Source organism: Scopulibacillus cellulosilyticus (assembly GCF_042665295.1).
Classification (GTDB): Bacteria; Bacillota; Bacilli; order Bacillales; family Sporolactobacillaceae; genus Scopulibacillus_A; species Scopulibacillus_A cellulosilyticus.
Window position 1 is genome coordinate 76833 of the sequence record NZ_JBHTCO010000002.1, and the last position, 15244, is coordinate 92076.

The 15244-nt window shown below is 38.1% G+C and carries 15 protein-coding genes; 10 read left to right on the forward strand and 5 right to left on the reverse strand.

Going from position 1 to position 15244, the window contains the following annotated elements:
* Positions 1 to 158: 158 nt before the first annotated feature.
* Positions 159 to 359: a small, acid-soluble spore protein, alpha/beta type gene (locus ACFQRG_RS01440; protein ID WP_380962886.1), complete on the forward strand. Its 201-nt coding sequence runs from the start codon at positions 159 to 161 to the stop codon at positions 357 to 359.
* Between the two features lie 99 nt (positions 360 to 458).
* Here the strand turns inward: ACFQRG_RS01440 and ACFQRG_RS01445 are convergent, their stop codons facing one another.
* From ACFQRG_RS01445 to ACFQRG_RS01455, 3 genes are all read right to left on the reverse strand, one after another.
* Positions 459 to 632 carry a hypothetical protein gene (locus tag ACFQRG_RS01445; RefSeq protein ID WP_380962888.1) on the reverse strand — a complete coding sequence of 58 codons (174 nt, stop codon included), beginning with the start codon at positions 630 to 632 and terminating at the stop codon, positions 459 to 461.
* A 61-nt stretch (positions 633 to 693) separates the two neighbouring features.
* Complete coding sequence (locus tag ACFQRG_RS01450) at positions 694 to 906, reverse strand: DUF5342 family protein (protein WP_380962890.1); 213 nt, start codon at positions 904 to 906, stop codon at positions 694 to 696.
* A gap of 221 nt (positions 907 to 1127) precedes the next feature.
* Positions 1128 to 2474 carry a YheC/YheD family endospore coat-associated protein gene (locus ACFQRG_RS01455; protein WP_380962892.1) on the reverse strand — a complete coding sequence of 449 codons (1347 nt, stop codon included), beginning with the start codon at positions 2472 to 2474 and terminating at the stop codon, positions 1128 to 1130.
* A 129-nt stretch (positions 2475 to 2603) separates the two neighbouring features.
* On the opposite strand from ACFQRG_RS01455, the gene ACFQRG_RS01460 reads away from it, so the two are divergent.
* The 3 genes from ACFQRG_RS01460 (at position 2604) to ACFQRG_RS01470 (ending at position 5250) form a co-directional block, all read left to right on the forward strand.
* A complete protein-coding gene (locus tag ACFQRG_RS01460; protein ID WP_380962894.1) occupies positions 2604 to 3749 on the forward strand; it encodes a DUF445 domain-containing protein in 1146 nt (381 codons plus the stop codon).
* A gap of 59 nt (positions 3750 to 3808) precedes the next feature.
* On the forward strand, positions 3809 to 4165 hold the full coding sequence (locus tag ACFQRG_RS01465) for a YlbF/YmcA family competence regulator (RefSeq protein WP_380962896.1): 357 nt from the start codon (positions 3809 to 3811) through the stop codon (positions 4163 to 4165).
* A 248-nt stretch (positions 4166 to 4413) separates the two neighbouring features.
* The gene (locus tag ACFQRG_RS01470; RefSeq protein ID WP_380962898.1) at positions 4414 to 5250 is read left to right on the forward strand and encodes a Cof-type HAD-IIB family hydrolase; all 837 of its coding nucleotides are present in this window, start codon (positions 4414 to 4416) and stop codon (positions 5248 to 5250) included.
* A 118-nt stretch (positions 5251 to 5368) separates the two neighbouring features.
* On the opposite strand, the gene ACFQRG_RS01475 is transcribed toward ACFQRG_RS01470, so the two are convergent.
* Positions 5369 to 5854, reverse strand: coding sequence for a tetratricopeptide repeat protein (locus tag ACFQRG_RS01475; RefSeq protein ID WP_380962900.1), 486 nt, complete (start codon positions 5852 to 5854; stop codon positions 5369 to 5371).
* Between the two features lie 117 nt (positions 5855 to 5971).
* On the reverse strand, positions 5972 to 6157 hold the full coding sequence (locus ACFQRG_RS01480) for a YhzD family protein (RefSeq protein WP_380962902.1): 186 nt from the start codon (positions 6155 to 6157) through the stop codon (positions 5972 to 5974).
* A gap of 156 nt (positions 6158 to 6313) precedes the next feature.
* Between ACFQRG_RS01480 and ACFQRG_RS01485 the strand changes: the two genes are divergently transcribed.
* The 6 genes from ACFQRG_RS01485 (at position 6314) to ACFQRG_RS01510 (ending at position 15211) form a co-directional block, all read left to right on the forward strand.
* Positions 6314 to 7210, forward strand: coding sequence for an ABC transporter ATP-binding protein (locus ACFQRG_RS01485; RefSeq protein WP_380962904.1), 897 nt, complete (start codon positions 6314 to 6316; stop codon positions 7208 to 7210).
* Positions 7207 to 8460: an ABC transporter permease gene (locus ACFQRG_RS01490; RefSeq protein WP_380962905.1), complete on the forward strand. Its 1254-nt coding sequence runs from the start codon at positions 7207 to 7209 to the stop codon at positions 8458 to 8460. Before ACFQRG_RS01485 ends, ACFQRG_RS01490 begins: the two co-directional genes overlap by 4 nt.
* Before the next feature lie 369 nt (positions 8461 to 8829).
* Positions 8830 to 10083 (forward strand): metallophosphoesterase family protein, encoded by a 1254-nt coding sequence (locus tag ACFQRG_RS01495; RefSeq protein ID WP_380962907.1) that lies wholly within the window; start codon positions 8830 to 8832, stop codon positions 10081 to 10083.
* A complete protein-coding gene (locus tag ACFQRG_RS01500) occupies positions 10061 to 13015 on the forward strand; it encodes an AAA family ATPase (RefSeq protein ID WP_380962909.1) in 2955 nt (984 codons plus the stop codon). Before ACFQRG_RS01495 ends, ACFQRG_RS01500 begins: the two co-directional genes overlap by 23 nt.
* 169 nt (positions 13016 to 13184) lie before the next feature.
* Positions 13185 to 13862: a response regulator transcription factor gene (locus ACFQRG_RS01505; RefSeq protein ID WP_380962911.1), complete on the forward strand. Its 678-nt coding sequence runs from the start codon at positions 13185 to 13187 to the stop codon at positions 13860 to 13862.
* Positions 13862 to 15211, forward strand: coding sequence for a sensor histidine kinase (locus tag ACFQRG_RS01510; protein ID WP_380962913.1), 1350 nt, complete (start codon positions 13862 to 13864; stop codon positions 15209 to 15211). Before ACFQRG_RS01505 ends, ACFQRG_RS01510 begins: the two co-directional genes overlap by 1 nt.
* The last annotated feature ends 33 nt before the right edge of the window (positions 15212 to 15244 follow it).

The window sequence follows — 15244 nt, forward strand, 5'->3', positions numbered from 1 at the left end:
AACACCCGCCTAAACTTCAGCGCTTAACTCAAGTTTTGAGGCGGGAGTCTTACGGACGGTTGCACCGGGATAAACAATTAATGAAGAAATTGCCATGAAACCTCCAGCATATAATCATTCAAATGACACACAATATGATTACAAGGGAGGTGAACACTTTGGCTAGAAACAACAGCAACCAATTACTTGTACCAGGTGTTGAACAAGCACTTGATCAAATGAAAACGGAAATTGCTTCTGAATTTGGTGTTCAATTAGGCGCCGACACAACTTCTCGTGCTAATGGATCTGTCGGTGGAGAAATCACAAAACGTCTTGTAGCTCAAGCTCAAAGACAATTTGGCGGATATCAAGAGTAATTTAATTAATAAAATAAATTTGGCTTTGGGAAGCGATTAATCGCTTCCCAGCTTTGTATTTAAAATATATAACTCCCGATTAAACAATCGGGAGCGGTATTATGATTCTTTCGGTTTTTCTTCTCTATCAAGAGGCCTGGATTCATCAACAGATGGATGATCATATTTATGATTAACTGTGCCCCCGGCTAATCCTTCGTTAATCATCCGATCAACATCAAGAGTATAATCCTCTTTGCCCTCATATTTATAGCCTTTCTCATTATCAGCCATCTTTATCACCTCTTAATTTTACGTTTCCCATTATAAGAAGTTTTAAACATAAAATGTCAGGCTAATTATCGTAAACGTGATAAAGCATAAGCTCATGGATTTGTGATGTGATATCTTTAAGAAAGGCTTTTTCCGGCTCATTCGTTGTCCACTCAATTTTGCCATTATAATGATAGATGCCCTGATAAGGCATGCCATTAAAAAAGAATGAAAATTGGAAGTCAGTTTTTCTTGATTTGGTCAAAAACGGTTTATATGTAAAATGGGTTATCAATGGTATCACCTCAATAAAAAGCATACACGATTTAAAAATTTTATAAAGTGAAACTTCCATCAGTGGGGGTTTTGTCCATCCTCACTGATGGTTAGTTGAACAAATCGGGGTGTTAGCGTCCGTTATCTCACGCCTAAACTTCAGCGCTTTATCTCAAGTTTTGAGGCGGGAGTTTTACGGACGGTTTCACCGGGATAAAGTGAAACAACCGGTATGAAATATCATACCGATTGTGTAGACAGCATCCAATCAGGATGTTTGATGGTTTGTTTGGTTAAATGGCAGCAGTAGTCATACCAGAGATTTTTTACAAAATAATCCTGCTTCCTGATAGCAGGGGATTTGAAAATAGTGCGGCCGGGTCTTGAATTAGCTTCAAATAGCCAAATACGTCCATCTTCGTCAATGCCAATATCCAACCCTAATTCGCCGATTAATTCATTGCTTTGTTGGTCAATGATTTCAGTCAGCGTAATGGCCGCATTTTTTAATTTAATTAAATATTCCTCTGCTTTTTTGGAGAACAGGTCATGAAGTGATTTTACTTGTCCGCCGTAGCTGACATGAGTGGTAATACTGTCTTTCCCGGCAACTTTTGCTGCAGCCGCACTCATTTGCCATTTACCATCACCATCTTTATTAGTATGGATGCGGAAGTCAATGGGACGTCCATTCTCTTTAATAAGATTAATGCCTTGTTGAAGAATGTAATGAGACAACAGGTTGCCGGGAAAATGAAAACTAATCAGGTCATCTAATGCATCATATTTTTTAATTTGATATTGTCCTTGTTGATAATATTCACAAATAATTTCTTTGTTGTCTTTTTGTAATTTTTTAATACCCTGTCCTTTGCTTCCGTTTTTTGGTTTGAAATAAATGGCTTTATAATGATTGAGAAATTGTATAATGTCCTGTCGAGTAAAATTTTCTTTTGTATTAGGAAGGTATTGTGATGATAGCGGATGGTTTTTCAACATTTGATAGATCATCCACTTATTGAAAAATTTACTGTTAAACCATGGGATGCCATATTGATGGATAAATGTTTCTTTTATCTGTTTAATAATCGTATCTCTTTCTTTTCTTCTGCTCGGGATCCGGTCATAAACAACATGCGGGAAAGGTACTTTACAGGTCTCCCAGCCTTCATTATAAAATAGACCGTTGATCATACCATTTTGCCAATCCAAATCATCCGGACCAAAGATAAATGCATAGCCGCCTTTTTTATGAACATGACTAAGGAGATGTTTAAAATCATTGGTACGTTCTCCGAATGGCCGGGGAGAGTTCTTTAATTTGCCGGCAGTAAAAATCCCTATTAATGGAAAAATGTTTATGGTTTCATTATTGATCTCTAACAGTATGCACGTTGAGTAGGGAATCGAACATTTTTTCCACAAATCTTCTGCAATAAGCATTGTTTCGGAGCGGTGCGGTTTAATATGACATTCAACAATTTTGTTGGAAAATTTAATATAGTTTAATGTTTGATGATAAAGCTTTTCAGGTAAATAAACAGTATGGTCTTCTTTTTGATGTTGGCCAATGTTAACCCTCTCCAAAGTCATGACCCCTTTCAAGTGTGCTTTTTGTATAATTTTCATTTGAAAAGTCGTATAATGGATGGGTATATATCGATAACCATTTTATGAAAAGTAAATTTATATGTGAATATAAAGAAGGGGTCTTTCATGTTTGATATCTTAGTCCATTTTGTTTTTTTAATCATAGTGGGTGCGATTATTGGCGGTTTAACGAATCACATTGCGATAAAAATGTTGTTTCGTCCGCATAAAGCCATTTATATCGGTAAATTTCGTTTGCCGTTTACGCCGGGTTTAATTCCAAAAAGACAAGAGGAAATTGCTGTTCAGCTCGGACAGCTCGTTATGAAGCATTTAATAACGGCAGAAAGTATTGAAAAGAAGTTAAAAGAATCACGTTTTTCTAAAACAATGACTGAACAGGTTCAAAAAGAGGTTAATAAATGGTTTGAAACAGAGCAAACTTTCCATGAAATATTAGACAGCATGACAGAGACCGATCCATTAGTTAACCAGCTCGAAACAAAGACTGTTAATTTGCTAAAAGACCGGATCACTCATCAATTTAATCAGTTCAAAACTCAACCATTGGAAAATGTCATACCGGAAGCAGCATTAAATCGTATAGATCGTTCATTGTCCGGAGCCGCTTCCTTTTTAACTGAGCGGTTGGTCGATTACCTTGAAAGCGAAGAAGGCAAAGCCAGATGCCAATACGAATTGAACCGATTTTTTGAAAACAAGGGACTCCTTGGCAATATGTTAGGGATGCTTTTTAACAGCCAAATGATTGTTAACCGGATTTATCCCGAGCTTGTACATTTTATTAAACAAGCGTCATTTGAAGACATGTTGTACCAACTATTACAAAGGGAATGGGATCATTTGAAGGGTCAGCCCCTTGAAAGTATGCTGAATCGGACAAGCATTAATGAAGAAGACATTTTTCAATGGCTGTCCAATCAAATTAACAGCCACCTTCCGTATCGCAAATGGTTAGAACAAAAACCCGGCGATTTACCGATAGAATGGCGGGAAACGTTTGTTAACCGCTTAATTCCTCAATTGGTACAAAACGGACTGCACTTTGCTTCGCAAAAAGCGAGTGAGATGCTGAAAAGCTTAGAAATAGAACAATTGGTTTCAGACCAAGTAAGAGGCTTTTCACTCTCTGAATTGGAACAAGTTGTTCTCATCATATCTAAACGTGAATTTAAAATGATTACGTATCTTGGTGCGCTGCTTGGAGGAATTATTGGACTAATTCAAGGATTATTATTGTTAGTTATATGATGAAATATAGTACGTATTAATGTTATAGTAGACATTGATAAAATTTTAGGAGGCTAATAATGGCTAATTTACATGATATCGCTTATGATTTGGAAAAAGCGATACGCGACAGCGACGAATATCAAACACTGACTAATGCTTACAAAGCAGTAAACGCGGATGATGTTGCAAAGAAAATGTTTGATAACTTCCGTCAGCTGCAATTGACACTCCAGCAAAAGCAAATGACTGGAGAACAGATTACTGAAGAAGAAGCGCAAAAAGCCCAACAGCAAGTACAACTTATTCAGCAGCATGAAGCTATTTCTAATTTGATGGCCGCAGAACAAAGAATGAGTATGTTAATTACTGATCTAAATAAAATCATAACGAAGCCGTTAGAAGACATTTACGGAAATCCGGAAAATTTATCTTAAAAAACGGGAAACGGGGTCCAGCTTTTAAGCTGGATCTTTTTTAATGTCATTTTAGGAGCGAAAAATGATGTTATGAGCGATAATCAAATTTTATCATCTAAATCAAAGGTTTTGGCCGTTTTTACGATTCAAAAGGATGACATTTAACTTCAATTATAAAGTTCTGACGCCTGTTCTATTTCCCCATGGTTAAACATAAGTTTGAAAACAGAGGGCTAAGTAAATTTTTTATCAAAAGGGGGATTACCTTGGTATACCGCATGCTTGCTTTAGACATCGATGGCACCCTTTTAAGAAGTAATCATAAGCTTGATAAAAATACCCGGGATGCAGTGGATTATGCAAAAAGGAAAGGTGTTGCTGTAACGCTTGTTTCGGAAAGGCATTTTCATTCGGCGGCAAAAGTTGCTAAAGCATTGAAACTAAAATATCCTATCATCGCTCATAATGGCGCATTTGTCTCTGCCTCTTTAGATGATCCATTGTATACAAGTAAAATTGAGCATCATATTTTATTGCAGCTTGTTGAGTTTTTAGAAACTTATCCATGCCACATCCGAGTATCACATGAACGGTTATCCGTCAGTAACCGTCCAAAACAAAGAAATCTCATCGCAAAAATGACGATAGGCGTTAGTGAGCCGTTATTTTATCCAGTCACATATGTGGATTCTTTGAGCAAGTATCTTCATGAAAATCTCGAAAGTGCAACAGATGTTAAAGTAGAACTTTATCAAAATAATATGAGTGAAGTTTTGGAAGCACTAGAAGACTTCTTCCCAACAATCCAAGTTGTAAAAAATACAGAAACCCAATTAACCTTAACGCACTTGGGAACATCGAAATTTGATGGTCTCGTTCATTTGGCACAATATCTGGGTGTACCTATATCGGAAACAGTAGCTGTCGGCGATGGCTTTGAAGATATAGAAATGATCGAAAAAGCAGGATTAGGTGTGGCAATGAATCAGGCACCGAAAGAAGTGAAAGAAAAAGCGAAATGGGTGACAAGATCTAATGATATGGATGGTGTCGCTTATATGATCAGAGAAGTGTTCCGTAAACAAATGCGTGTTCATGTATAATCCCTTGAAGCAGCCTTCAAGGGTTTTTTATATTTTAAAATTTGAGAAGGTGTTTCCGTGTAATCCCATTCACAGAAGCTTATTAAGGCCTTTTGGCAGCAAAGAAGTTTTATGCGAGTTATGATTTTGAAGTATCTAAGTGATCGGCATAATAGCGCAATGATTTCTCATAATATTGTATATCTCTTCGGCTGGTGGTTTCGATTAATTGATGAAGCAGGAGTTGAACGGCCTGATTATTTTCTTGAAGATTATATAAGGTAATGGCTTTAAAGATGATAAGCGGACGGAAATCAGGGAAGCGTTCCAATCCATTTTCCAAACATCTTAACGCTTCTCTGTATCGTCTGAGTACCCGTAATGAACTGCCTAAATTCGCATAAGCAATTTGCAATTGGTGTTCCGGAAGCCCAAGTTGAATAGCCTTCTCGTATAATGGAACAGCTTTTGACTCGAATCCCAGGCGATCGCAGCAAATCGCAGCTTGAAATTGAATGTCTGAATCCTTAGGATGTTCTTTGGCAAGGTCTGATACAAGCTGAACAGCCTTTTCCGGGGCATTTTCGCTTTCAATGATTTCAAGCTTTTGTAAAAAGGTTAACATGGTTAAGTCCTCCTTATTTCGATCGTGAAGGATCTTATGTTAAAAGACTTATGCAGCTGATGGACAAGTTATGCAAATAAAATTTGTCACAATAAAACCAGGAAACTCTTAATAAATCTATCTGTGGAAAAGAATAAGCTGACCGCTGTCTGAAGTCAGTCTGTTTGTATGATTTTCATAGTTTTCTTCTTTAAGGCGCTTTGCTCCCAATGCTTTTCCTTCATCATCATTGGCGGCTTCAAAAGATTCTTCCAATATTTTTGATCCATCTTTTTCATAGACTGTTAATGTGTATTTTGGCATCTTTACGGCCTCCTTGAAATTATTCTTATCATTTATTTATTCAATTTTCTATATTAAAATCCTTTTTTCTATGTTTAAATAGTTAGTGTGATGAAACTTTTTCCACTTTTGTACGTTAATTAGGAGGTTGGATTTTTAAAAAGGGGGATGTGTATTTTGGCTTTAACTTTGAATCAAGTCGTTAAACGTTTTGGAGATTTTACTGCGGTCAGTCATTTATCACTTGAAATTCCCGAGAAGCGGATGTTTGGTTTTCTGGGTGCAAACGGTGCCGGCAAAACAACAACATTTCGCATGATTCTTGACTTGCTTAAGCCAACTTCGGGGGATATTTTGTGGGAAGGGAGGAAATTAACATATCGGGACAGCCAGCTGATTGGGTATTTGCCTGAAGAGCGGGGATTATATCCTAAAGTAAAAGTTTCAGAACAGCTTGTATACTTTGGAAAGCTAAAAGGGATGACGAAAAAAAGTGCTCAAAATGAAGCAAAGAAGTGGCTTGAGGTCTTTGATATTCCAGAATATTACGATAAAAAAATAGAAGAATTATCAAAGGGCAACCAGCAAAAAATTCAATTTATTGCGGCGGTTATACATAAGCCTCATTTACTTATTTTAGATGAACCTTTTTCAGGGCTTGATCCTGTTAATGTTGAAAAGTTAAAGGAAGCGGTTATTAAGCTTAAAGAGCAAGGGACATCGATTATTTTTTCAAGCCATCGCATGGATCACGTTGAAGAACTGTGTGAGAATCTCTGTATTATGCATCATGGAAAGCCGTTAGTTTCAGGTACACTTCAAGAAGTCAAAAATTCTTATGGGAAAAAAACTGTCTTAGTTAATGGGAACTTTGAAACAGAAGATCTAAAAGAGCTACCGGGTGTTCTGGATTATAAAAAAGATAACCGCGGCACTTATTTTAAAATTGATCATGAAGATGTGTCACAGGAAATTTTTCAGCGTATTTCCACAAGAGGCTTTGTAAAAACGTTTAGTATTGAAGAACCGACTTTAAATGAAATATTTATTGATAAAGTGGGTGGCCATTCATGAATAAATTTTGGATTGTATTTTCACAAACTTATTTTTCAAAATTAAAGTCTAAACCATTCATAAGTACGATCATTATTTCGATAATTTTAATTGCTGTTATGGTTAACTTGCCGAAAATCACATCTTATTTTAATAAAAATCATGTGGAAAAAGTTGCTGTGATTGATCATACTCATCAGCTGTTTCGGCCATTAAATTTGCAAATAAAGAAAGTAAATAAAGACATTAAGCTAACGCCATTTGAAAAAGGAGAAGCCCAAGCCAAAAAAGCGGTTAAGGATGGAAAATATAAAGGTTACCTTATTCTTGATAAAACTTCCGAAGGTTTGCCGAAAGCTTCTTACTATGCGATGAAACTTTCAGATGAAACGGTAAGTGATCAAATCAAGCAATCTCTCCAGCAAATAAAAAGCATGATGGCTACTGAGCAGCTGGGGTTAAATTCTCAAAAACTGGCAAAGATTAGTGCTCCGGTTGATTTCCATAAACAATCGCTTGATAAAGGTGCTAAAACCGAAAAAGAAATTGACCAAGCAAGGGTTCTTGTCTATATACTGGTTTTGTTAATTTATATGATGGTTGTTGGGTACGGTTCTATGATTGCGCAAGAAATTGCTTCGGAAAAATCCTCGCGGGTGATGGAGCTTATCGTTTCAAGCGTTTCCCCGGGGATTCATATGATAAGCAAGGTTGTTGCTCTGGCACTCTTAGGGTTGACGCAATATGTCATTTTCTTTTTGACAGGTATTCTGGCAATCAAATTAAGCGGTTCTGACATCAATGAATACCTTCATCAAAATATTGGATTAAATCATATTCCTTTTGCGACTCTTATATTTGCTGTTATTTTCTTTCTGCTTGGTTACTTTCTTTACGCAACGATGTTTGCGGTCATCGGGTCGTTAGTTAATCGTTTGGAAGAAGTCGGCCAGGCGATTATGCCGGTGACGATGTTGATCATGATCGGCTTTTTCCTTGCTATTTACGGTTGTATGGGCAATCCCGAATCAACATTGGTGACGGTTACTTCTTATATTCCTTTCTTTACGCCGATGATGATGTTCTTGCGGGTGGGAATATTGTCTGTCCCGTTTTGGGAATGGGGATCAGGTATTCTCATCATGATTGTCTCCATCGCTTTGCTCATATGGATAGGCACGCGTGTTTATAAGGGCGGCGTGTTAATGTACCAATCGTCGTCTGTTTTTAAAGCGATGAAAAGTGCGTTGAAGATTACGAAAGAATCATAGTGAACCTGGAAGCATGACCGTTTTGTCATGCTTCTAATTTTGTATTTTATTTGAATCCCTCCGTAAATCTGTAAATGATGACAATAGAGGCCGGTTCCTAAAGGAATTGCCATTTCTCGTCGCAAATCTGCAAAAGATGTTATTCAAGTAGCGGCTGGTGTGGTGCTCCAACGCCGACGGTTATTCTTAGAAGCGACGCCACTTCTCGTCGCAGCTCGCAGTAGTTCGAGATGATTATGCTCGGTGCTCCTACGCCGACGACTATTCAAAGTAGTATTGCCACTTCTCGTCGCAAATTCGCAAAAGATGCCTATTCAGGTAGCTGATTTGGTACAATGATAGTAAGAAAATGAAGTGGGGGGCGGTTGCGTGTCTATACGGTTTATTCATGCGGCGGATTGTCATTTGGATCGTCCTTTTTCCGGGGTTAGCCAGTATCCGCCGCATTTGGCGGAGCGGTTTCAAGAGAGCACTTTCACCGCGTTAGAACGCCTTATCGGGCGGGCCATTTTAGAAAAAGTTGATTTTATTATTTTTGCAGGAGATATTTATGATCAAAATCATAGAAGTTTACGGGCGCAAAAGCGTTTTGTAAAAAATATGAACCTATTAAGGAATCATGACATAGACGTCTATATCACTCATGGCAACCATGATTTTCTTGATGATAAAAATCACTTGTTAAATCTTCCCGAAAATGTCCATGTCTTTGGACCAACGGTCAGTATGATACCTTTTGATAAACAAGGAAGACCCCGTGTTCATCTATATGGATTCAGCTATCCAAAGCGTCATGTGCTTGATGATATGTCCTATGCTTATCAAAAAAAGGATGGCGCGGATTATCATGTCGGGATTTTACATGGCAGTGTTCTCGGCAACCATGACCATGATGTTTATGCACCATTCACAATAAAATCTCTCATTGAAAAGGATTTTGATTATTGGGCCTTAGGACACATTCATAAACGGCAAAACCTCAATAATGAGCCGCCCATTCACTATCCAGGCAATATTCAGGGAGCAAATATTAAAGAAACCGGAGAAAAAGGGGCTTTGCTCGTTGACTTGGATCATGACGAAGCCAAAGTTTCTTTTATTCAAACGGCAGACGTTATATGGCTTGATGAAATCGTCTCAGTTTCTGATTGCTCTTCAATTGACGGTTTAATTAATAAAATTGAAAGTTTAAAAGAAAATTTAAGGCAAGAAGCTGGTGTCATTACCCGCCTGACATTAACCGGGTCCGGCCCGCTTCATTACATGCTCTATGATGAAACGGTTTTAGAGGAAATGCTTGATGCCTGCCGTGACGGGGAAGAGGACAGTGAAAGTTTTGTCTGGGTCATGTCCATTCATGTTCGTACGAAACCTGAATGGGACAGAGAACAATTGCTTTCTTCTCCTTATTTTACAGGCGATCTGCTTCGTTTATCACATCAAGAATCTACAATTATTGATATGGTTTCCGATCTTTATAATCATAGACGAGCTAAAAGGTATTTAGATACTCTGAATAAGGATGAAGAATTAGAGATATTAAACGAAGCTGAAACATTATTAATAGATGGATTGTATGACCTTGAAAAGGATGGAAAAAATGTTCAGAATCAATCAGATTAATATCCGCCAGTTTGGAAGATTTAGTGATAAAAAGATCCAATTGCCGGGAGCCCCTTTTCTTATTGTATATGGCCCAAATGAAACGGGAAAATCAACACTGACAGCTTTTATAAAATATATGATGTTTGGCTTTCCTGCGAAAGCAAAAATGGATGCTTTTATAAAAAATGAAGATGTCAATCATGTCGGCGGTTCATTGTCTTTCGAAAGCGATCAATTCGGTGAATTGAAACTTGAGCGGTTTTTAAATCGAAGCGGGGCGCCTCAAGTTTATGGTAACAATGGGCGGGATAAGCTGAACAGACTGTTTCATGGTTTGGATCTTTCGACTTATGAATCCATTTTTTGCTTTGATTTGGATGGTTTAAAAGGGCTAGAGAAGGTTGGAGCAAAAGAAATGAACCAGCTTTTATTCAGTGCGGGGATGACAGGAAACGCCCGGATTTTACGGCTTGAACAAATGCTGGATAAGAAGCTGTCAGAGCTCTTTAAGCCGTCCGGAAGAAAACCGGTGATTAATCAAACCTTAACTAAGCTGGATCAATTAAGAGATCGGTTAAAACAATGGGATAAGAAATTAGACTATTACTATGATATACAAGAAAACATTCAGCATAACGAAACGGAAATAAAGAAAACACTCGAAAAGAAACAAGAATTAGAAAATATGTTTCATCAGTTTACACTGTTCTCATCTATTAAGCCGTTAATCAGGAGTTACAGGAGTTTGCGGGAGGAAGAGAAACTTTTATTAGGCATCCGCTTCCCGGAAGAAGGTCTTGAACGCTTTAATAAATGGCAGGCACAGATCATAGCCTTGGAGGGTGAAAAGGCGGAAATTGCAAAAAGGATTGAACAAACAAGCCAAGTTATAAGTCAATTATCTATAGACCGGCTATGGTTAGATAATGAAAGGAAATTGCTTAATGTTATCAATAAAGCGTCATTCTATGAAAGTCTTTATCAAAATATTGATATGACCAAAGAAAAGATGCTTTATGAGGAAAAATTATTGGACAACCTAATGAATAAGCTTGGCAACAATTGGACAAGAGAAGCGGTTTGTACAGCGGATATAAGTATTGAGGCAAAAGATCATCTTAAACAACTGCTTCATGAAAGAAATAGAGCATTGGATGATAAAGATCGTTTGGAACAGGCAATGAACGAAAGCATGGTGAAATCAAAACATATCCAGGAGCAAATAGCAAAGTCCCAACAGCATTTACTTGATGAGACGCAGCGTCAACAAATTGAAGAACAGCTTCATGCTGGACAAAATAAAGAAATGCTTGAAAAGGAAAAACGATGGCTTGAAGAAAAAGCAAGTTCTATTCGCCAAGGGCGCGAGCAAAAGGAGCGCATCAAAAAGCTGTCCGTCATCATTCCTGTATCATGTATTTTCTTGTCTGTTCTATTAGCCTTTTTACAAATTCATAATCATGATAAATCAGGCGGGTTGATATTTGCTGTTTTTGGGGTAATGTTAAGTATCGGGATAGGTTTAGTAATTAACAAAACGGGTGATAAACTGTATGAGGCTGGCCAAGAGGAAGAAATAAACCGGCAGCTGGAGGCGATTAACCAAAGATTATCAGCCAAGCCGGAAGGAGAGCTGTATGAGCCCCAAGCGATTCTAGATAAGGATGAGGAAACCCGGACAAGCATTACTTTATTAACTGAGCGTTTAAAAGACGAAAAGAAATTTTACGAAAACTTGATACATCAACTTGATCATGTCACACTCGTTTTGGAAACAAGCAGAGAACAGCTCCGGGAGTGGGCGGAGCGCCATGGCTTTATGGAATCTTCCGCCAGTGTCATTGAAGAGGTTTATCAATATGTTGAAGACGCTAAGACACATTTGCTTCAACAGGAACAGTATCAAAAACAGCTAAATGATCGCAGGGAGCAAATAGCCATTTATGAAAAGGAAAAACAACAATTGGCTGATGAGCTTCGTGCGGAAAATGATGATGTTTGGTTTTTAGAACAAAGATTAGCACAGGAGAAAGAAAAACATCAAAAATATGTTCAGCTGAACCTTCAATTGCAAGGATTAACTGAACAAGAAGAGGCTTTAAATGAAAAAGTAGCCCGTTACCGTGCAGAATGTGAACGTCTTATGCAAATGGCAGATGTCAATAATGAGGAATCATTCCGGGAAAAAGCCAAACAGCATGAAAAGAAAAAGCAAATTGAAAGGCAAATGGTTGACCTGAAAAGACAAATGGAACAAATGGTGCCAAACAGAACCTTTTTAAAGCAATGTGATCTTTGGCTGAAAGAAGGACGCTTTGAAGGCGTTACGGAAGAAGGGATGAAGCAGGAAATCGCGAAACTCGAGCGGCATTTAGAGTCATCCCGCAAGCAACAGTTGAAATGGCAATCAGAACGTTCACAATTAGAAGAAAACCAATCCTATGCTAATTTGAATCATCAATTGGAAGCCGGAAGATCCTTTTTGAATGAAAAAGCGAGACAATGGGCTGTTTATCAGACGGCTAAAGCGTTATTATATAAAGCAAAAGAAGAATATCGTGAACATAAATTGCCGGCAGTCTTAACAAAAGCGGCCAAGTACTTTTCGCAAATGACGGATTTTAAATACAAAGATATTTATATGTCGGATGACAAAGGGCTTGCGGTTGAAAGTGAAGGCGGTCAATCCTTTTACGTCAAAGAATTAAGCCGGGGAACGGCTGAACAGTTATATGTTTCAATCAGGCTTGCGCTTGCATCCGTCTTTGAATCAGCTGAAGGCATTCCAATTATCATTGATGATAGTTTTGTTAACTTTGATAATCATAGAAGCCGGCAAGTAATGAATGTTTTATCCGAAGTTTCTAAGCGTCATCAGATTATATTAATGACGTGTCATAAGGAATATATGAACTATTCAGATGCGGTATGGTTTTCGCTCGCACCTTAAGAAGTATAAATTGGCAGTAATGTTGCTAATTCGACGTAGTGGCCAATTTTAGGTCTTAAGTATAAGCGCAACTAAGCCTCTGTCTACGCCTTAGGGCTTGCCAGTCGGCAAGTTTTCTTTAAAGATGTTGAACACCCTAATATAAGTTCTATATGAGGATGTGGTGTAAATGAATGATATGGATTTTCATATTAATCTTGTCGAAGATGAGGAGAAGTTGGCCTCAGTGTTAAGAGCCTATCTGGAAAAAGAAGGCTGGCAGGTATCGGTTTTCCATTCTGCGGAAGAAGCGGTCAATCATCTTCACAATGGGGTACATTTATGGATTTTAGATATTATGCTGCCGGGAATGTCAGGATACGACCTTATTGAAAAAATTAAAGCTAATAACTCTGAGCAGCCGGTTATTTTTATATCAGCACGAGATCAGGATCTTGATAAAATCATCGGGCTTGAAAAAGGCAGTGATGATTACTTAACAAAGCCTTTTTTGCCCAAGGAACTTGTGATCAGAACAAAAAAGATACTTCACCGGGTCTATGGAACCGGTATTCGGACCCACTATATAACGATCTCTCATTATCAAATTGATATTAATCGCCGCAATGTTTTCAATGAAAATGGCGAGCTCATTGATCTGACATCCAAAGAGTTTGATGTGTTATATTTTTTAATTGAAAATGTAAATATTGCTAAATCGCGCGATGAAATTCTCAGAGCCGGCTGGGGAGAGAATTATGTAGGATCAGATAGAGCTGTGGACGATGTCGTTCGCCGGATAAGAAAAAAACTTCCGCGCCTGACCTTGGAAACAGTATACGGTGCGGGATATAGGATTGTTTCATAATGATTAAATGGACGCTTACCCAACGTGTATGGGTCTCTTTTATATTATTAATTCTTATACTTGGTGTCCTTATTGCCATTATTTATCCATTGTCAATTCAGCAAGCCCTGAAAGATGATTCTTTTGACCTCATAGAACAGGAGCAGGTTAATAATGTTCTTCAGCAAAATCCGTATTCACTCCCCGAAACCGGCAAAGGTTTTCTTGAAAGCCAGCAGGCGGCTCACTCAGTAAATAATTTATTAATTGTCAATAACTATGGCCGTCTGGAAGGGGATCCGGTACCGGACAGCGTGCTTCATAAAATGACCAAGGCCGCAAATAAGCAAAAATCAACACTGGGACGTTATGAATTAAAATACAAAGGCTCAACACTTTTTTATGTTGTCCGTAAGCTAAGCGGCTCCCAGGATAATGCTTATTTAATTTCTTATATGTGGGATACTTACAGGAATAAAATGGCCAGTGAGTTGTGGAAACGGTTGTTAATCGTGCTGATTTCGGCAGCTTTGCTCAGTCTGGTTGTTGCGGCCTGGTTCGCGCACCATTTGAAAAAACCTTTAAAAGTGCTGGGGAGCCGGTTTGAAGAAATCGCCAGCCTTAATTGGAAAAAACCATTTGAGTGGAAAAGCGGCGATGAATTTGAACGGTTATCTTCACAATTTGAAAAGATGAGAAGAAATCTGATTCGCTATGATGAATCACAAAAGACTTTTCTTCAGCAAGCCTCCCATGAATTGAAAACACCGATTATGGTGATTCAAAGCTATGCTCAATCAGTAAAAGACGGTATCTATCCGCAAGGTAATCTTGATGATACAATAGATGTTATTATTAATGAAGCCGATCAAATGGAGCATAGGGTTAAAAAACTGCTTTATTATGCACGTGTTGATTCACTGCGTGATGAAAGGCCGGCAATTGACACAGTATCATTTGGGGAGCTGGCTGAACAAGTAAAGAAAAGATTATTGACTCAAAAGCCGTCGATAGAAATTGAAATTAAAGGAAAAGATACGTTATTTCACGTAGATAAAGAACAATGGCTGATCGTTTTAGAGAACTTAATAGAAAACGCCCTTAGGTATGCGAACTCGAAGATCATGCTGGTTGCGAAGGAGAAAGGGACAGAAACGCAATTAATTGTAAAAAATGATGGTGAGCCGATACCTGAGGAACAAATTGAAGGTTTGTTCCAGCCATTTAAAAAAGGAAATAAGGGACAATTCGGCCTTGGGCTTGCGATCGTTCAAAGAATTGTAGAAAGGCATGGGGGAAGGATTCATGCCAGAAACGCAGAAGATGGCGTTGTTTTTTCCATTATAATTCCTACAAATCCTAATAAATAAGCATGATTCTGAAACGGAGATAAAAGTAAGGGG

Excerpts from the sequence above, each read along its gene's own strand:
- ACFQRG_RS01445 (WP_380962888.1), bottom strand. The coding sequence starts at position 632 with ATGGCTGATAATGAGAAAGGCTATAAATATGAGGGCAAAGAGGATTAT.
- ACFQRG_RS01460 (WP_380962894.1), top strand. The coding sequence starts at position 2,604 with ATGTTTGATATCTTAGTCCATTTTGTTTTTTTAATCATAGTGGGTGCG.
- ACFQRG_RS01465 (WP_380962896.1), top strand. The coding sequence starts at position 3,809 with ATGGCTAATTTACATGATATCGCTTATGATTTGGAAAAAGCGATACGC.
- ACFQRG_RS01475 (WP_380962900.1), bottom strand. The coding sequence starts at position 5,854 with ATGTTAACCTTTTTACAAAAGCTTGAAATCATTGAAAGCGAAAATGCC.
- ACFQRG_RS01480 (WP_380962902.1), bottom strand. The coding sequence starts at position 6,157 with ATGCCAAAATACACATTAACAGTCTATGAAAAAGATGGATCAAAAATA.
- ACFQRG_RS01490 (WP_380962905.1), top strand. The coding sequence starts at position 7,207 with ATGAATAAATTTTGGATTGTATTTTCACAAACTTATTTTTCAAAATTA.
- ACFQRG_RS01500 (WP_380962909.1), top strand. The coding sequence starts at position 10,061 with ATGTTCAGAATCAATCAGATTAATATCCGCCAGTTTGGAAGATTTAGT.
- ACFQRG_RS01505 (WP_380962911.1), top strand. The coding sequence starts at position 13,185 with ATGAATGATATGGATTTTCATATTAATCTTGTCGAAGATGAGGAGAAG.
- ACFQRG_RS01510 (WP_380962913.1), top strand. The coding sequence starts at position 13,862 with ATGATTAAATGGACGCTTACCCAACGTGTATGGGTCTCTTTTATATTA.